This window comes from Catenulispora sp. MAP12-49, assembly GCF_041262705.1.
Lineage (GTDB): Bacteria > Actinomycetota > Actinomycetes > Streptomycetales > Catenulisporaceae > Catenulispora.
In genome coordinates, this window is sequence record NZ_JBGCCP010000020.1 from 178,835 (window position 1) to 197,717 (window position 18,883).

At 71.5% G+C, this 18,883-nt stretch carries 8 protein-coding genes; 6 read left to right on the forward strand and 2 right to left on the reverse strand.

The genetic code is table 11. The features are described from left to right. The first annotated feature begins 1 nt into the window (after position 1). Genes ABIA35_RS31495 through ABIA35_RS31510 form a run of 4 tightly spaced genes read left to right on the forward strand, consistent with a single transcriptional unit; the run spans position 2 to position 13,603 of the window. On the forward strand, positions 2–355 hold the full coding sequence (locus tag ABIA35_RS31495; protein ID WP_370347333.1) for a WXG100 family type VII secretion target: 354 nt from the start codon (positions 2–4) through the stop codon (positions 353–355). Beyond that, positions 352–10,944 carry a hypothetical protein gene (locus ABIA35_RS31500; protein ID WP_370360289.1) on the forward strand — a complete coding sequence of 3,531 codons (10,593 nt, stop codon included), beginning with the start codon at positions 352–354 and terminating at the stop codon, positions 10,942–10,944. Before ABIA35_RS31495 ends, ABIA35_RS31500 begins: the two co-directional genes overlap by 4 nt. After that, positions 10,941–12,140 carry a hypothetical protein gene (locus ABIA35_RS31505; RefSeq protein WP_370360290.1) on the forward strand — a complete coding sequence of 400 codons (1,200 nt, stop codon included), beginning with the start codon at positions 10,941–10,943 and terminating at the stop codon, positions 12,138–12,140. The genes ABIA35_RS31500 and ABIA35_RS31505 overlap by 4 nt, the downstream gene beginning before the upstream one ends. After that, positions 12,140–13,603, forward strand: a complete 1,464-nt coding sequence (locus ABIA35_RS31510; RefSeq protein ID WP_370360291.1) for a ricin-type beta-trefoil lectin domain protein — start codon at positions 12,140–12,142, stop codon at positions 13,601–13,603. The genes ABIA35_RS31505 and ABIA35_RS31510 overlap by 1 nt, the downstream gene beginning before the upstream one ends. A gap of 74 nt (positions 13,604–13,677) precedes the next feature. Here the strand turns inward: ABIA35_RS31510 and ABIA35_RS31515 are convergent, their stop codons facing one another. Together ABIA35_RS31515 and zwf are read right to left on the reverse strand one after the other, a co-directional pair. Next, positions 13,678–14,370 (reverse strand): WXG100 family type VII secretion target, encoded by a 693-nt coding sequence (locus tag ABIA35_RS31515; RefSeq protein WP_370347340.1) that lies wholly within the window; start codon positions 14,368–14,370, stop codon positions 13,678–13,680. Positions 14,371–14,510: 140 nt separating this feature from the next. After that, complete coding sequence (gene zwf / locus ABIA35_RS31520; RefSeq protein WP_370347343.1) at positions 14,511–15,908, reverse strand: glucose-6-phosphate dehydrogenase; 1,398 nt, start codon at positions 15,906–15,908, stop codon at positions 14,511–14,513. 245 nt (positions 15,909–16,153) lie between these two features. On the opposite strand from zwf, the gene ABIA35_RS31525 reads away from it, so the two are divergent. Together ABIA35_RS31525 and cydB are read left to right on the forward strand one after the other, a co-directional pair. Continuing rightward, positions 16,154–17,536: a cytochrome ubiquinol oxidase subunit I gene (locus tag ABIA35_RS31525; protein ID WP_370360292.1), complete on the forward strand. Its 1,383-nt coding sequence runs from the start codon at positions 16,154–16,156 to the stop codon at positions 17,534–17,536. 27 nt (positions 17,537–17,563) lie between these two features. Then, entirely contained in the window at positions 17,564–18,580 is a 1,017-nt protein-coding gene (cydB, locus tag ABIA35_RS31530; protein ID WP_370360293.1) for a cytochrome d ubiquinol oxidase subunit II, read from the forward strand. Positions 18,581–18,883 lie beyond the last annotated feature (303 nt).

The window sequence follows — 18,883 nt, forward strand, 5'->3', positions numbered from 1 at the left end:
GATGAGTGAGGTCTGGGTCGACACCGACCACATGGGGACGGTGATCCCGCAGGTCGAGCACCTGAGCGACCAGACCAAGGGCGTGCATACCGGCCTGGTCGGCCAGCTCGCCCCGCTGTCGAACGCCGCGGGCACCGACGACGCCGCCGCGAAGGCGTTCTACGAGTCCTACAACCCCACGCGGGACATGGTGCTCGGCGCGCTGCTGGACTTCTGCACGATCGCCGACGGCATGGTCACCGGCATCCACACCATGGTGCGGGGCTATGAGTCCACCGAGGAGAACAACACCGTGCCGCACTTCGGCAGCGACAACCCGCCGCCGGACAAGCCCGGGGGCCACACGAAGCCGTGAGCATCCAGATCCCCCCGGAGCTGAACTGGGTGGTGGAGATCGCCGCCGGCCAGTCCTGGCCCCAGGGTGACGAGGACCAGCTCAGCGAGCAGGGCGACGTCTGGTACAACGCCCGGGACCAGCTCTCGACGGTGAACGCCCAGATCGCGCCGATGGCCGCCGGCCTGTCCGACAGCCTCAGCGGACCGGCCGCCGAGCAGTTCGGCTCCTTCGTCAAGCAGCTGAACGACACCATGCCGCTCCTGGTCGACACCACCGGCCAGCTCGGCGGCATGTCGAAGGACACCGCCGTCCAGGTCCAGTACTCCAAGCTGATGATCCTGGCCCAGCTGATGTGGATGGCCGAGCAGATCATCGAGTGGTCCAGCACGATCTGGGGCCTGGCCGTGGTCCCGGAGATCGAAGCCGTCGGCCGCCTGGTGATCCAGCAGATCGCCAAACGCTTCGCGATGTCGGTCATCTCCGCGACCGCCATCCAGACCGGCATGGACGTCCTGGTCCAGGCCTTCCAGATGTTCATCCTGAAGGACCGCGACCACTGGGACACCTCCAGCACCATCGGCGCGGTGGAGATGGGAGCCCTGGCCGGCGGCGTCGGCGGAGCCCTGCACGAGGTGGCGCACATCGTCGCCCCGGACCTGACCAAGGACCTCGGCGGCAAGCTGATCCTGGCGGGCGTCACCGGCGTGACGGTCGCCGGCATCTCCAACGGCGCCTTCGGCGCGAACCAGGACCTGGGCCTGGCCTTCGCCTCGGGAGCAGCCGGCAGCATGTTCGCCGGCCGCGGCGGCAAAGGCGGCAAGGAACCGCCGAAGGAGCCGCCGATCGACACCAGCGCCCTGGCGAAGCTGGCGGCGCTGGCGCATGAGATCAAGGAGCCCGGGCCGGGGCTGGAAGGTGTGACGGATAACAGGCCCCTAGGTGGCGGCGATAACCGCAGCGACGACAACCCTGGCGGCAACGACAATCGCGGCGGCGGAGGTGGACTGCCGGGCTTCGAGCCGGAGCCGGTGCGGAGGACGGCGGAGCCGCCTGAGCATGTTGAGCCGGAGCCGGAGCCGGGGCCGGTCGAGCGGGTTGAACCGGTCGAGCCTGTGCCGGTTGAACCCGGGCCGGTCGAGCCCGCGCCGGTCGACAGGGAGGTGCCGGAGCCGGTCGTGGGACCGGAACCGGTGGCGCGGGTGGACGAGCCGCTGCCGGATACGGAGGTGCGGCAGGAGGCTGAGGAGCCGCTGCCGGACCCTGAAGTTCGGCAGGAGGCTGAGGAACAGCCGGCTGAGGTGCCGCCGACATCGGTGGTGCGGCAGCAATCCGAGGTACCTCCACCCGCCTCTGATGTTCGGCAGCAGTCGGAGGAGCCGCCGCCTGCTCCTGAAGTTCATGAGCAGCAATCCGCGGTACCTCCGGCCTCCGAGGTGCGCCAGCAGCCGCAGGCCACTGAGGTTCGCCAGCAGCCTGCGCAGCCCCCGGCGGCCACTCAGCATCAGAGCACCCAGCATCAGAGCACCACGCCGGTCACCAACCCGCCGGTCGTCCACTCCACCGAGCCGGCCCCGCTGCCCGTCAGCTCCAACAGGTCCGGCGCCCCGTCCAGCTATCGTTTCCCGCCACCGGCCGCCGATCCGCACACCTGGACCTCCCGTCCGGAGTCGGCGTCTCAGCACATCGACACGTTCGACAACGCCACCCACGCCGCGTCCTTCCTGTCCCACTACGGCTCCGGCCATGGCGGCACCCTTCATCTCCAGGACGAGTCCGCGCCCGGTGCCGCCGACCAGGCACGCGCGGCGCGTTCCCTCATCCCCGACGCCAACGGTCGGCTCACGGTCGCGGCGCACGGGGACTCCGGCAGCGTCACCGTGGGCGGCCACGAACTCGGGCCGAAGGCCTTCGCCCAACTGATCCGCGAGCACCCGGACTTCGAGCAGATCCAGCAGTCCGGTCTGCGCCTGATCATCTGCGACACCGGCGCCACCCCGGCCGACGGCCAGCACGCGTACGCCCAGCAGGTCGCAACCGAGCTCGGCATCCACGTGGCGGCGCCCGACAACAAGGTCTGGACCTCCCACGACGGCGTGGCGATGGTCGCCGCACCGGACCCGCTGCGCCCCGGCTTCCCGAAGTACGGCTCGCAGGGCGCCTTCCACGACTTCGCACCGGCGCCCGACCACGCCCCCGCGATCGAGCGAACCTCCGAGCCGACCGGCCAGGTGCCGGAGCCGGCGCGCAACACCCCGCCCGCGGTGAACCGGATCTCCGAGCCGCCGAGCCAGAGCCAGAGCCGGAGTCAGAGCCAGAGTCAGAGCCAGAGTCAGAGCCAGAGCCGGAGTCAGAGCCGGAGTCAGGCGAGCGATCACCTGGCCACTGAGCCCGCGCCTCGGCGTCAGCCCGGGACCGAACCCCAGTCGCAACCCCAGCGCCAGCCCGGTGGCCACCAGCCCACCGAGCCCGCGCCCCAACTCCCCAGCCACCAGCCGAATCATCAGATCACCGATCCGGCGACCAAGCAGGCGCCTCCGCCCGCCGGGGCACACCAGCCCCCCACCCTCCCCGACACCACCCACCACCCCGCCGAAGCGGCCCTCACCGACAGCGCCGGGCACCCCCGCTGGCAGAGCGATGTCGTCCAATGGTCCCGGCCCTACGAACCGGCCGTGCGCGACGAGAACAATGCCCTGACCGACCCCCTCGTCCCCTGGTACAACCGCCCCGGCGCGGCCGGCGGCACCCATGCGCTCGGCGACATGTCCGTCGTCAACACCGACCGGCCGCACGATCCGGCCGCGCAGAGCCACACCCTGCTGGAGAACGTCAAGACCGCTCGCCTCACCAACGCCGCCGGCGCCGACACCGGTGCTGTCGGCAGCCACATCACTCCGCGCCTGGCGCGCGACTTCGAGCACGAAGTCGCCAAGGCCCTGGAGACCACCGATCCCCGGGAGTGGGAGAAGCACCTGCGCTCCGGCATCACCGTCGGTGACGGCGACACCGTCCTGCGCGCCCGCTTCCGCCTCACCGGCGGGGCCGAGGCGCCGGTGGCTCGCGATCCCGATCCGGTGCTGCGCGAGTTCCTGTCCAAGTACGGCGACATCGCGCAGGACCAGACCGATGTCGTGGACACCTCACGCGGCATGGGTTTCCTGGCCGAGTACATGAAGACCTTCGTCTCCAAGCTCTCCAGTCTGACGATCATGGTGCGCCCGGGTGTCAGCGTCACCTCCAAGACCATGCACGGCCTTGCCCACGAGGTGCAGCTCGGCAGCCGGGCCACCAACGGCGCCCGGGTCGGTGTCACGCACCAGGTCCGCATCGAGGTCGAGGCGCACACCGCGGCCGGGCACACCGCCGCCGCGACCCATGACGTCACCGGCAAGAACGTCACCGCCGCCTATCCCGCCGCGTACGGCGCCGGCACCCCCGACGGTGCGAACGTCATCCACGCCACCGACCCCAAGGCGATGGAGCGCTACGACTACACCCTCGGCGCCCTGGACACCAAGCCGCTGGAGGACGCCTACCTCAAGGCCCTGATCGGCCCCGGCAAGGTCGCCCCGCACCGGGCCGCCGAGGTCGTGCACGGCGCCGCCGAGGAGGTCCTGGACGAGAAGTCGTTCCGCGACCGCGCGCAGGCCGCCTTCACCGACTCCCTGCCGGCCAACTTCGTGCGCACGAAGGGCTTCGCCGGATACACCGGGCTCAAGGCCGAGCTGGTCTCCGTGGAGCGCGTCGGCAGCACCAAGGACGGCGGCATCCGCAACGACATCGCCGAGACCGTGACCATCAAGCACACCACGGAACACGGCCAGGGCGTCGGGATCAGGGTCGGCCCGGAGTTCGGCTTCGTCGAGGGCGTCACGGCGACCGTCGACGCCTTCAGCGGCGGCATGGCCTCCAAGCACGCCCGCGGCAACCAGGTCCAGGGCCAGGCCAAGACCGCCGTCACCCACGACGGCGACAAGGTCAGGTACAAGGCGGTCTTCCGCGTCACCGGCCGGGTCGACGCCGACCGCCGCATCCAGTCCGACCTCAGCCGCTCCCCGGCGGTCGTGAACTTCCACTCCGACGTCACCGGCGAGCTCATGGTGCCCGAGCACCAGGCCGCCGCCTTCGAACGCGACATCGTCCGCACCGCCACCCCGGCCCCGGTGCCGCACCGCGAACCGGTGACCGCCGCGGGCGCGCGCCGGGCCATGAACCGGACCGGCGGCGCGCCGACCCGCACCCCGGGCCTGAACAAGATCACCGCGGTGAACCACCCGAAGACCTACCAGAAGCTGGTGAAGCTGAACGCGGCCGTGCAGTCCCGCCCCTCGCCCTTCCCGCACAACGGCCTGCGCGACAGCACCGACAACCGCGTGCTCTACCAGCATCTGCGGACCTCCGGCGGCCAGGCCGCGGTGCACGTCCGGCCCGGCCACACCTTCACCGAGGCCGAACTCGCCCACATCCACACCGTGCAGAACGGCCACGGGGTCCGCGTCTTCGAAGTCCCGGCCGATCCGCACGGCCAGCCCCGCGAGCTCACCGTCACCCACAACCCGCCGCCGGCTCCGCTGCCCGACGGGTCGATCCCGCTCGGCCCGCATCTGCCGCGCTACACCACCGGCTGGGCCGCCTCCGACCACGCCGCCGCCTTCTCCCAGCCCCGCGGCTACCACCTGGACGACCACGGTGTCACCGACGGCTGGAGCGACAAGGGTTTCTCGCAGCCGAACCCCTCCCGGGTCACGCCGCCCCCGGCCCGTGTCGCGCCGCCGGTGGAGAGCATCCACACCGTCGCCGACCTCGGCTCCCGGGGCGCGCCGCCGGCAGCACCGCCCCGGGATCTCGGCCTGGTCGCCCCGGCGCGTCCCGGCGGCGCGTTGCAGACCTCGCTGAACAGGGTGCGCACCAACGACCGCGTCACCGTCACGAACCTGCCCTCGGAGCACGACATCCTCGGCAGCCCGCACCTCCCGGACGAGGGCTACGTCGTGAACCCCGCCGGCCACGTGGTCTGGGGCTGGCGCGGTGGCGGCCCGCACACCTGGGGCGCCGACGACGCCGGAAGCCACGCCGCGCTGGTCGACCTGACCCGCCAGGCCGGCCGCACCGGCCTGCAACTGGTCGTGCCGCGCGGCAGCCGGTTCGAGACCGACCTGCGCAACGCCGCGACCGCGCTGCGCCCGAACGACGACTGGCACACCGACCAGCAGGCCCTCAACGACCGCCGGGACCTGCAGAACCGGATCAGCACCGCGCGCGAGAACGACGGCGCGGGCCTGGACCGCCTGCCGCATGACGACCTGCTCAAGATGCTGGTCTCGGACCGCTCGGTCCGCATCGTCGACGAGCACGGCATCGCCTCGCACGACCTCAACACCCGCGAGACGGTCCGCGAGGTCGCCGACGTCGACGACACCGGGAACCAGATCGGCCGGCACACCGAGGTGGTCTCGGACAAGTACGTCGACACCTCGCTGAAGCTCGGCGAGGAGCGCGCGATCCGGACCTCCGACGGCGCGCCGCTGCGGACCGTGACGTGGAAGGACGACGGGACACAGGCCCCTCACGTGCGCCGCGCCGTCCACGAGTCCGACCCGGAGAAGGAGACTCCTGAGCTGGTCGCCGGCGTCGGCCTGGGCAGCGCGGCGGTGAAGGAGCTGCCGCGCAGCGAGCAGATCCACGCGACCGCGCGCGGGATGATCACAGACCTGTCCTCCAACTACAAGGGCATGCGCCGGGGTCTGGCCTCCAACGACCCCAAAGCCACCTCGCGCCACGACAACCACGCGGCGCGGCTGCGCTACCGCGCCGACAAGCAACTCCAGCTCTCCCTGGGCACGCCCAAGCTGCGCGGCGCGCGCGGCCGCGGCTTCGACGCCGGGCACCAGGACGAGATCACCTACCGGGGCCGCAAGTACCAGATCTCCGTCGAGCAGGTGATGCTGAACCGCCCGCACGGCGACATCCCCTCCGAAGCCGACGTGGCGATCGACCACCAGACCAAGGGCACGCGGGGCAGCGGCACCACGACCAAGCGCTCTTGGACGGTCGGCACCGGCGGCGGCATCGCCGGCCGCGTCGAGCTCCCGCACGGCGGCGCGATCGACATCGGCGACTTCAGCGGCGGGGTGTCCGGGGGCAAGACGCACGCCGAGTCCGACGGCTCCGCCTCCAAGAACTACTCCCGGCTGCGCGCGCCGAAGGGCGAGGCGTTCCGGCCCGAGTACGGGGCCCGGTACCAGGTCACGGTCACCGAGACCAAGTCCCGCTTCGGGTTCACCTCCCAGCGCACGGTCAGCCGCATCATCGAAGGGGACGGCGCCACCGTTCCGGCGCTGGTGCCGAAAGTACTGCGGCCGAAAGCGGAGGACGCCGCCAAGCCGGCCTACACGCAGGCGCACAAGGCGGTCGCGGCGAACATCGGGCGTACCAGCGTCCTGACTCGCACCGAATATCAGGACCTGAAGAGCCACCCGGACGTCATCGACTTCGGCAAGTCCGGCACCGACGGCCTGCACGCGACCTTCGCCGGACTGGACAAGGCGGTGCGCTCCTCCGCCGACTTCGTGATCTCCCAGGCCCGGGCTCAGCACCCTGAGATTCCGGCCTCGGCGTGGAAGCACCCCACATACGTCGCCGAGGTGGAACGAGCCCTGTCGGAGGGCTTCCTGCGCTCCAACCAGCCCCGGCTGCTCGGCGACAGCGGCATCCCGATCCCGTTGCCCAAGGAGTTCCACTGGGGCCCCGGCCTGCCGAACTACGAGCGCTCGTTCACGGTGAAGGGGTTCTTCCTGCGGGCCGACCCGGCGGCCGGCCACGAGGCGCCCGATGCCGCGAACGAGAGCTACGCCGAGCACGACCTGAAGCAGACCGACAACGACACCACGCACGTGAACTACAAGGTCTCCGGCGCGATCGGCGGGGCCTACCGGCACAACGTCGAGGACGCCGCAGCCGCCGGAGGCAAGGACGAGACCTCCGACCCCAGCGGGAGCGACCCCGGCGACGGCCAGCACGCCTCGACGACCAAGCGCGGCGTGGCCGACCAGGTCGGCGCCTCGATCGGGGTCGAGGCCTCCGGGACCATCAAGAGCCACACCGACTCCACGACCAAGGGCAGCATCGACGTCTCGCTGCTGACGGAGAACACCGGCCAGCAGTTCAGCCGGGCGCACCTGGTCCTGGAGGTCACCTCGAACCGGCAGCCGGTCGACGCCGGGATGATCAACGGGTTCCTGGGCCGGCACCTGCGCAAGTCCGCGTACGACAGCACGCCGCAGTTCCACCACCTGCTCATCGAGCACGCCGCCGAGCTGTCGATGAGCACGACGCTGCACCACGACGTCAGCACCCTGCACGGCGATCCGCACGCCAACCCGCCGGTGCCGCCGGCGCCGACGCACCTGGACCCGCCGCCCAAGGCGGAGCAGCCGCTGCACCTGACCCGGTACGGCGCGGCCATGGCGGCCGGTTTCGCCACCCACTTCGACGACCACAGCGCGGTGTTCGAGGAGAGCGGGCCCAAGCATCCCGGGGGAGCGGTGCCGCTGCCGGCCGGCGGCGGCATCCTCGGCGCGATCAAGCACGGCCTGCAGACCACCGGCTCGGTGGGCGACGAGCACCTGACCGACGCCTCGGACATCTGGCGGTCGATCTCGCACAAGTACGACCCCGGCGAGCTGAAGACCCACCCGGACGACCTGTTCGACACCGGCGTGGTCCACCGTTCGGAGTTCCCCGGCCCGGCCGGCAGCACCACGCAGGTCACGGTGCGGGTCACCGCCGAGCGCGTCGACACCGACCACGTCCGCTCCCGGGACCGCGGGGCCGTCACCTTCGGCGGGCAGTCGCTGAAGCAGCACGGCTCGCAGAAGAACTCGGCGCACGACTTCTCGGTGACCGGCAAGGTCGAGGGGCAGTTCACCAAGGACGGCCACAGCGGCGGCCAGACCGACCTGGGGATCAAGTGGTCGACCGGGGTGGAGAAGTCGACCGGTACGCAGGCCGTGATCCGCGACATCCGCCGGACCTCGGCGGCGGTCCGGGCCAAGGGCGGCGATGCCCCGGAGCGTAAGGAGAACGAGAGCGCCGAGGAGACCAAGATCCGCGAGGAGCGCACCCCGACCTCCGGCGAGGGCGAGGAGTTCGCGCACCAGCTGAACCTGAAGATCGAGATCTACGTCGGCCACGAGATCCCCGAGCCGCTGGCCCGCATTCCCAACACCAGCGTCTCGCGGACTCCGCCGACCCCGGCGGTCACGCTGCGGACCGCGCCCGGCTCGCACATCACGATGCGCAACGTGGTGCCGCACCACTTCGCCGACGAGGGCCCGCCGCCCCCGCCGGCCCGTGCCGCCCCCGCGCCGCCGCGCCAGCCCGCCGTCCGCGCCGCCGGGCCGGGCGAGCGGACCAAGCCCAGCACGCTCGACCACGAACTCGCCGAGCATCTGCAGGGCCTGAGCTTTCCGGACCTGGGCCACGTCGCGGCCTGGGCTCCGGCCGTGACCCTGCCGCGCGCCAAGGCCGCGCCCTACATGGACGGCAGCGGCGCGGGGCTCGGCGGCACGCCGGCGCCGCCGCACCTGGGCCGCTACGCCCTGCACAACGACCTGGGCATCCGGCTGAACACCTCGCTGGCCAACCGCAACGTCCGCGACAACTCCGGAGATCTGTTCCGCGGCGAGTTCGGGCTGCCCTCGCCGCACGGCGAGCCGGCGAAGCTGGGCGCGCAGGTCGAGGGGGTGATCAGGCCGCTGGGCAAGCCGGCCAAGTACAACGGCATGACCTTCACCGAGCGCGCCGACGAGCCCACCTTCAGCGAGAGCAAGGGCAGCGGCTGGTCCGCCGACCTGTCGATGGGCGGCAAGACCAACGACGGCGCGGGGGTCCCCGGCGGGGACGCCGACCGCCGCCGGGGCGTGGAGACCGAGGCCAACATCGGCGACTACGTCGAGTACAACCGGATGTACGCGCAGGACTCGCACATCTACGGCGGCAAGGTCTCCTACCTGCTCAACGGCCCCCACGACTGGTCGATGAAGATCGACTCCACCAGGGACTTCGAAGGGCTGCTGCCCGAGGGCTGGGCCGTCGAGCTGGCCCAGAACCATCCGACCCAGGTCGTCCACCCGCACGCCCGGCCGCTGTCCGACGACCCGGCCGCCCGGACCGACGAGATCACGGCCCTGGCCGCCACCCCGCCGCCGGACGGCCAGCCGCACCGGGTCGTCGCCGACCTGAACGGCACCTCAACGGCCGACGACCACCTGCGGGGCGCGCGCGACCTGGCCATCGCCTCCGGCCGGTCGGTGGACCTGACGCTGGTGCACTACCAGGGCGGCGGCGCCCACCACTTGGAGCACCACGTCTTCGACCCGGCCGACCCCGGCCACCAGGGCGCGGTGAACGACGCCGCGCACCAGCGCACCCTGGACGCCCAGCAGCCCGCCCGGCAGCAGGCGCTGCGCGACCAGCAGCAGACCCAGCAGGACACCCAGCTGCGCAACGCGCCGACCCTGCAGCAGGGCCGCGACGCCGACCAGGCCCTGCAGGACCACCGGACGCAGTACCCCGGAGACCTCGACCAGCACGTCACAAACCTCGACCAGGCCCATCAGCGGGCCGCGCAGAACCTGAACCGGGACACGGCGAACCGCGCGAACCAGGATCCGCCGCAGCCGGCCGATCCGGCGCTGGTCCAGGCCGAACAGGACGCCCGAGGCCAGCTCGAGCAGGCTCAGCGGATCGCCGGTGAGCGCGCGGCGCTGGAGGGCGACGTCACCAGGCTCGCCCCGGCCGTGGACGCCGCGAACCGCGAGAACCAGGCCGCCCAAGACCAAGTCGACGCGGCCCAGACCAGCCTCGACGAGATCCCGGCCGCCGCCGCCCAGGCCGCGACCAGCCACACCGGCTCGACCGGCGCCGCCCACGCCACCGGCACCGCGCAGACCGCCACCGCCGAACACCGCGACGACCTGTCCGGCAGCGCCACGCCGCAGGCCGCGGTGCAAGCCGCCTGGCAGTCGACCCCCTCCGGCTTCGCAGTGCCGCGCGACAACACCGACCTGGCCAATGCCATGCAGCGGCCGCAGCAGCACGAGACACTGACCGTCTCGATCGGCGCCCCGCCCAACGCGGCGGGCAACTACTCGATCCGCGGCGCCGCCGCCACCCGCGACGAGATGGCCGCGGCCATCATCGAGCAGCTGGCCGCCTCGCCGGACCCGGTGCCGCGCCGCATCTTCATCGAGGGCGACAACAGCGCGGCGCTGGCGCGGGCGATCAGCGCCGAGAACCAGCGGCGGACGGCGGCCAACCAGGCCCTGCCCGCCGGCGGCGCGCCCGAGGCGGTGCTGCCGCCGGTCGACGTGGTCGGCGTGCGGGGCACGGTCGCGCAGCTGACCGACGGCGGGACCTGGACCGGGTGGGTCACCGGACTCGGCGACCGCTTCCTGAACCAGGGGGCGAACTCGCCGGGGCTGGTGGTGTACCGCAACGGGCGGCCGGTGCGCCTGGCGCCCTACCCGGACCTCGCCTCCCTGCTGGCCGCTCTCGACGCGCCGCCGAAGGTGCCCCGCCGCCCCTGGATCGGAGGACAGCCGTGACCGACATCGAGGTCACCACCCTGACCGACGCCTGTCACAGCATGCTGCTGCGGCTGGCCGGACGCGTCCCGGACGGGCTGCTGAGCCAAAGCCGGACCTGGCTGGCCGCGCTGGAACCGGAGCGCATGGCCGGCGCGGTAGCCTCACACGCGGCGGCGGCGCGCCTGACCCTGGCCGCCGAGGACGCCGGGCTGCTGGGCTGGATTCTCACGGGCGCCGGGATGGACGTCGCGGTGGTGGCACGGATCCCGGTCCAGACCGGGTTCGATCCGGCCGAGGGGGTTGTCGCCCACGTCTTCACGCCGGCCGCGGCCGAGGTCATGGCGGTGCGGGGCGATGAGTTCGGGCCCTGCTTGGACTTGACCGAGGGCGGTGGTGCTGGGGATGTGGCGGCCGACCGCGCTGCCGACCTCACCGACGACCTGGACCGCGCCGCCGACCGGGCTGCGGCCTTGACCGATGACCTGGATCGAGCTGCCGACCGCGCTGCCGACCTCACCGACGACCTGGACCGCGCCGCCGTCGCCGCCGCAGCAGACCTCCCCGGCGCCGCCGCGCTCTGGCGCACCTGGCGCACGCCGTCCGACGGCTCCCCGTGGCCGCCGCCGCGCCGCGTCTTCCTGTTGGCCCTGGCCGCGCAGGCAGAGCCCTTCCAAGCCGCCGCCGCGCTTCAGCAGGCCCTGGCCGACCTCGGCGAGCCCGATCCTCAGGTCGAGGCCTTCGCCCTGGAGGAAGACCTCCCGGCCTACCAACGCTCGGCCCGCGCACGCTCGGCCCTGCTGTGGACCCCGGGCCGCCCCGAGCCGATCCGTCTCGCGCCGGTCTACGACGGGGTCACCGCCGACGGCACACCCCTGTTCGACCTGGACCGTGCGCGCCTCACCGCGCCCGAGCGCGAGCCGGTCGCGGCGGCGCTGGACGGCGGCAGCGTGCTGATGTCCACCACGGCCCGCCTGGACGACGTTCTGGACCCCGCCGACGGCCGGGGCCGGGTGCCGGCCGGCTTCCGGACCGACGGGTCGTGGGTCTGGAGCGACGCCGTCGCCTACTACCTGCGTGCCCACGGTGTCGCGCCGGTGGCCGACCTGCTCGGACACCTCGACCGCCGGCGAACGGAACCGTCGGCGCCGCCGGACGCCGTCGCCTTGTTCCGCGCCACCGCCGCCTTGACCCGCCCGCCTGACAGGAGCCAGTGATGGAAGCCCAAGCCGGTACCGACACCGGGACTGATACCGATTCTGCCGCCGCATCCGTCCAGACCGCGCTGCGCCGCGTAGAGGAGGCCAGCGCCGGAGGTCACCCGGCTCTGGTGCTGTCCGGTCTGGGTCTGCGCGATCTGCCGGACGAGGTGCGTGCCCTGATCGGCCTGCGCGAGCTCGACCTGTCGGACAACGAGCTGACCGCCCTGCCGCCGTGGATCGCCACGTTCCCGGAGCTGCGGGTGCTCGACCTGCGGCGCAACCGGCTCGTGGAGGTGCCCTGGCAGCTGGGGACGCTGGAGCTGACCGACCTGGCCCTGGACGGCAATCCGCACCTGCTGCTCCCGGCGCCGGAGACGGTCGCCCAGGGGACGGCGGCCGTGCTCGCCGATCTGCGGGCCTCGGCTCCGCTCGGGGAGGGCGAGGGCGAGGGCAAGGGCGCCGCGCCGGAGGCCGTCCTCGTGCTCCCCGGCGGTGAGGCCCCTGATGACGCCGAGTCCTCGGATCAGGGCTCGGACACCGCCGCCCCCAATTCCTTCTTCGGCAATGTTTCCGGCAATGTCTCCCGCGTCGCCGCCGTCGGCGGCGCGGCAGTGCTGCTGCTGGCCGCGGTCGGTGTGGCGGCCGCGGTCGGCAGCGGCGGGTCGTCGTCCCACCAGGCCGCCCAGGGGGCGAAGGCCGGACCCGGCGGGTCCACCTCCGGGGCGGCCGCGGGCCTGGCGGGCGACGGTTTCGCGGCGGCGTCGAGCGGTTCCACGTCCTCGTCCGTGGCCGCCGCGGGGTCCGACGCCACCAGCGGTGCGCCGTCCGCCGCCGTGCCGCCGGTGGTGGTGACCGTGACCGCGACCTCCACGGCCGTCTCCGTCGTGCAGGCTCCGCCGGTCGTGGTCACGACGCACCTGCCCGGGACGCCGGACCCGACCATCACGGCCGTGCGGGTCTTCGTCACCAAGACCGCGGCCCCGCCGTCGGTCACCAAGAGCAAGGCCGCCCCGCCGCCGGCCAGCAGCAGCAAGCCGGTCGTCCAGGCGCCGGTGAAGGCGCCGACCGGCCCGGTGGCGATCTCGGTCCCGAACGCCACCGGCCAGATCACCGGCATCGGCGGGATGTGCGTGGACGACTACGCGTCGAACACCGCGGACTACAGCGAGATCGACCTGTGGGACTGCAACGGCACCGGCGCACAGTCCTTCTCGTGGGTCGAGTCCGGGTCCACCCTGCACCTGCTCGGGCTGTGCCTGGACGTGCAGGGCTCGGGCAAGGACAACGGGACCACGGTCGACCTCTACCACTGCAACGGAACCAGTGCGCAGGTCTTCATCCCGCGCTCGGACGGGACGCTGTTCAACCCGAACTCCGGCAAGTGCCTGGACGACCCGCAGGGTTCCACGAACCGGGGGACCGCCTTGGAGATCTGGGACTGCAACGGCGGCAACAACCAGCGGTGGCAGCTGCCGTAAGGCCGTCCGCCGGTCCGCCGGTCCACAACGTCGCCGGTCCGCGGGTCAGCCTGCGGACCGGCGACGTTGCCGCGTCAGGAATCAACAGGCAGGTCGCGCAGGACCGGCCGAAGCGGTTCCTCCGGCAGCAGAAGCCTCGTCGGCTGCAGCGGTTCCTCCGGCAGCAGCGGCTGCTCCGGCATGTCCTCCAACCGCCGGGCAGGCAGGAAGGCCTGCTCGCGGTCCATGTACGTGGGCTGTATCTCGGAGGTGACGACGCCTTCCGGCGTGCCTTCCACCGAGTCGTCCAGCACGGCCTGCGACGGCAGGTTCCGCGTCTGCGGGACGTCCTCCCGAGCCGGCAGCGCCGGCAGCACCTTGCCCTGCACCGTCTCCCGCCGGGCCAGGACGCCCTTCTCCGGCGCCAGCCGGTCCTCCACGGCCCGCATCGCGACCATCGGCTGGGCCGGCAGCGTTTCAAGACCCTGAAGCCCGTGCTGGAAGGCGTTGACGACCTCCTGCGAGGACTCGTTGGCGTCGCTGTAGATCCCGGTGTGCGTGGACAGACTCTCGGTCATGACCACCAGCTCCTGCCGGATCTGGTACAGGTCGTCCAACCAGGCGCCCAAAGCCTGCCCGAACGCCGACGCCGCCATCCCGGACCAGCTCGCCGAAAGGTTGTCCGCCTCCTCGCTCATCGCGCTGTAGACCGAGTTCATCTGGTCCAGCGCCTGCTGGAAGTCCTCCTGGGCCAGCTGCATGCCCTGGACGTCGACCGAGGTCGTCACAACGACCCTCCGTTCCCCGGAACCTGTGTACGCCCGTCGCACACTAGGTGCGCTTCGCCGGCGGGAGCAGTACGCCGGCCCGGATATGGGCCGTCGAGTCATCGAAGGCTGCCCGAATCGGCACCCCGGTGGCTGATGGCTCAGGCCTGAGGGTCGTGCCAGACGATCCCCTCGGGCAGCAGCTGGTCGGCTTCCTTCGGTCCCCAGCCGCCGCGCTCGTAGGTGTGCGGCGAATCTCCATCGAGGATGGGCTGGACGATCTCCCACGCGGCTTCGACGGCCTCCTGCTGCGTGAACAGCCAGCGCTTGCCTTCCAGCGCCGCTCCGATCAGCCGGTCGTAGGGCCGCATGTCCGAGCCCGGTTGCTGGCTGAAGACGAGGTCCTCGCGCTGGGCCTGCCATCCGGCTCCGGGCTTCTTGCCGGCGAGCGTGAAGGCGACGGCGGCCTCGGGCCAGATGCGGAACCGCAGTGCGTTGGCCGTGGCCGAGGGGTGCAGTCCGAACAGGTCGTGCGGCGGCTTGCGGAAGTGGAAGGTGACGTCCGTGGCGGTCACCGGCAGGCACTTGCCCGCGCGGATCATGACCGGCACGTCCTCCCAGCGCCACGAGTCGACGGCCAGCCGTACGGCGATGTACGTCTCCGTGGTCGATCCGGGCGCGACGCCCGCCACGTCGTGGTAGCCCTCGTACTGTCCGCGGACGGCGTGGGACGGTGAGACGGGCTTGATCGCGGCCAGCAGGCGCGCCTTGTCCCGCGGCCACGTGCCGCCCGCACCGGGACTGTCCGGAGGCTCGGCCAGCACGCTGGCCAGGACCTGGAGCATGTGGTTCTGCAGGACGTCGCGGACGGCGCCGGTGTGATCGTAGAACGCGCCGCGGTCCGAGACGTCGAAGGACTCTGCCATGGTGATCTGGACGCTGTCGACGTGGGTGCGGTTGAGCAGGGGTTCCAGAACCGAGTTCGCGAAACGGGTGAACAGCACGTTCTCCAGCGGATCCAGGCCCAGCCAGTGGTCGACGCGGTAGATCGCGTCCTCCGGGAAGACCTGGTGCATCGTGGTGTTGAGGTCGATGGCGCTGTTCAGATCGTGGCCGAACGGCTTCTCCACCATCACCCGGGCACCGTCGGCGCGGCCTGCGGAGGCGATGCCGTGGGCGATGCGTCCGAACAGCACCGGCGGCACCTCGAGGTAGAACAGGGCACGGTCGCCCGGGCCCATCGCCTCGGACATCGCGGCGTACGTCGCGTTGTCGTCCAGGTCGCCGTCGACGTAGCGGAGCAGGCCGAGCATCTTCACGGCCGCGGGGCTGCCCGGGTCCATCCCGTTGAGCTTGAGCGAGGCCACGGCGTAGTCACGGAACTGCTGAAGGTCCCAGCCGCTCTTGGCCACTCCGACGATGGGCACGCTGAGCGCGCCGCGTTCCACCAGGCCGACCAGGGCCGGGAAAGTCTCGAGTTTCGCCAGGTCGCCGGTGGCACCGAAGATCACGAGGGCATCGACGTCGTCTGATCGCACCGAGCCAGAGTGTTCCATCATCAGCCTTCCTCTCAGGTTTCCCGAGGTCAGCTGTTCGAGCCTATGGCCGGTCGCCGTGCCACTAAACCCGGCTTACTCCAGCCGGGTGATTTCCGCCTCGGCCCCCGACGCTCCCGGCGTGGCTGCCCGTTCCCGAAGACGGTTCCCGCCTAAAAAGGGCTGGGCGAATTCGAGCAGGTCGGCGTAGTCGCCACAGCAGGGCGGTCCCGGTGCGGGAGCGCCCGAGGGGAGTCGGAGAGCGAACGATGAGCCAACTCGACCTGGCCCGGCTGCAGTTCGCCATGACGTCGATCTATCACTTCCTGTTCGTGCCCGTCACCATTGGGCTGGGGTTCCTGACCGCGCTGCTGCAGACCGGCTGGCACCGCACCGGGCGTCCGGAACTGCTGCGCCTGACCAGGTTCTTCGGCACCGTGCTGGTCATCGGCGTCGCGGTCGGCGTGGTCACCGGGCTGGTCCAGGAGTTCCAGTTCGGGATGGACTGGTCGCAGTACTCCCGCACGGTGGGTGACGTCTTCGGTGCGCCGCTGGCGATGGAGGGCCTGGCAGCGTTCTTCCTGGAGTCCACATTCCTCGGTTTGTGGCTGTTCGGCTGGGACAAGCTGCCCAGGGGCGTGCACCTGGCGACGATCTGGGCCGTGGCCTTCGGCGGCGCCCTGTCCGCGCTGTTCATCATGGCCGCCAACTCCTGGATGCAGCACCCGGTCGGCTACAAGATCAACACGGCCACCGGCCGCCCGCAGCTGAACGACGTGTGGGCGCTGTTCACCAACCCGGTCTTCCTGCGCGGCTACGTCCATGTCCTGCTCGCCTCCCTGGTCACCGGATCGCTGGTGATGCTCGCCGTGGCGGCCTGGCAGCTGCGGCGGGGCAGCGACCGCGAAGCCTTCCGGCCGGCCGCGAAGCTGTCCCTGGCCGTCCTGGTGCCCGCGTTGCTGCTGGCGATGCTGGTCGGCAGCGAGCTGGGGGTGACCGAGGGCAAGTACCAGCCGATGAAGATCGCGGCCGCCGAGGCCCAGTGGACGACCTGCCAGCCCTGTTCGTTCTCGGTGATCCAGGTCGGCGGCGGGAACCGGGACCAGACCCCCACGAAGATCATCGAGATCCCGCATCTGCTCTCGCTGCTGGCCACCAACCACTGGAACGGGCAGGTCGTGGGGCTCAACGAGGTCAACACCCAATACCAGCAGCAGTACGGGCCCGGATATTACGTGCCCAACGTGTTCATCCAGTACTGGTCGATGCGGGTGATGGCCTACCTGGCCGCGATCGCGCTGCTGATCGGGCTGGTGGGCCTGTGGCTGCTGCGCCGCGAGCGCCTGTATACGAAGGCCTGGTTCCTGCGCGTGGCCACGTGGGCGGTGATCCTGCCCTTCCTGATGAACACCGCCGGCTGGCTGCTCACCGAGAGCGGTCGGCAGCCCTGGGTCGTGCAGGGCCTGCAGCTGACCAGACACGGCGTGTCGCCGTCGGTGGACACCGCGACCGTCACGATCAGCATCATCGCGTTCTTCCTCATCTACGCCGCACTGGCCGTGGTCGCCGCGATCCTCATGATCCGCTACGCGCGCAAACAGCTGGCGCCGCCGCCAGCGCTCGACGAACCCGTCCCCGCCGTCGCCTACTGACCGGCCCGAGCCGCCCCCGAGGTCCCCATGGCCTTCGCCACCTTCTGGTTCATCCTCATCGCGGTCCTGTGGACCGGCTTCTTCGTCCTGGAGGGCTTCGACCTCGGGGTGGGCATGCTGCACGCCGTGGTGGCCCGCGACGAGGCCGGCCGGCGTGCCGCGATCAACACCATCGGCCCGCTGTGGGACGGCAACGAAGTCTGGCTCATCGTGGTCGCCGCCGCGATGTTCGCGGCCTTCCCCGACTGGTACGCGACGATGTTCTCAGGGTTCTACCTGGCGATCGTCCTGCTCCTGGCCGGACTGATCATCCGAGGGGTCTCCTTCGAGTTCCGCGGGAAGATCGGCAGCCACCGCTGGCGCACCACGTGGGACGCCCTGATGACCACGGGCAGCGTCCTGGTGCCGCTGGTGATCGGGATCGCGCTCGCCGACCTCGTGCACGGGGTGCCGATCGGGTCCGATCGGGAATACACCGGGAACCTCGGCGACCTGTTCACCGGCTACTCGGTGTTCGCCGGCATCACCATCACCCTGCTGTGCGCGGTGCACGGCGCGACCTTCCTGACCCTGAAGACCACCGGCGCGGTGCGCGAACGCGCCGCCCTGATCGGACGGCGGGTCGCACCGGTCACCGCGGCGGCCGTGCTGGGGTTCCTCGCCTGGACGCACGCCGTCTCCGGCAAGGGCGTGCTGGTCAACGTGCCGGAACTGATCGCCATCATGGCCGCCTTCGCCGCCGCGGCCCTGACCGCCACCGGCCGCGAGGGATGGTCGTTCGCCGCCACCACCGTGGCGATGGCCGCCACCATCGCCTCGCTGTTCGTCGAGCTCTACCCGGACGTCATGGTCTCCAGCACCAACCCCGCGTACAACCTCACGGTGCAGGGAGCCGCGTCGGGCGAGTACGCGCTGAAGGTCATGACGGTGATCGTCGCGGTGCTGCTGCCCGTGGTCCTGCTTTATCAGGCCTGGACCTATCACGTCTTCCGCATGCGGGTGTCCGCCGAGCGCTTCCAGGGTCCGGGAGCCGCGCATGACTGATTGCTGTGTAGGAGTGGTCAGTTCCTTGTGCGGGTGCGGGTGCGGGTGCGGGTGCGGGTGCGGCTGGGGTGGGTGGTTTACAGGCGTTTCTTGACGGCTTCGCGCATGGTTGGCGGGATCCGTTGGTGGCGCGGGTCGTGGGCGGCGCTGGTTTCGTGGGGCGGTGGTGGTGTGGGTAGGTGGGCGGCTCTACTGCGGCAGTCAAGAGCAAGAGCGACAGTCAAGAGCGCCTCCGGCGGCGCCTGCGCGGCGAGCGGCCTCGCTCCGGGGAGTGGGGGTCGCGCTGCTAGGCGGCGGACGCTG

What these genes read in the sequence shown, in the direction of transcription:
- ABIA35_RS31495 (WP_370347333.1), top strand. Translation starts at nt 2, where the DNA reads ATGAGTGAGGTCTGGGTCGACACCGACCACATGGGGACGGTGATCCCG.
- ABIA35_RS31510 (WP_370360291.1), top strand. Translation starts at nt 12,140, where the DNA reads ATGGAAGCCCAAGCCGGTACCGACACCGGGACTGATACCGATTCTGCC.
- zwf (WP_370347343.1), bottom strand. Translation starts at nt 15,908, where the DNA reads ATGATGGAACACTCTGGCTCGGTGCGATCAGACGACGTCGATGCCCTC.
- ABIA35_RS31525 (WP_370360292.1), top strand. Translation starts at nt 16,154, where the DNA reads ATGAGCCAACTCGACCTGGCCCGGCTGCAGTTCGCCATGACGTCGATC.
- cydB (WP_370360293.1), top strand. Translation starts at nt 17,564, where the DNA reads ATGGCCTTCGCCACCTTCTGGTTCATCCTCATCGCGGTCCTGTGGACC.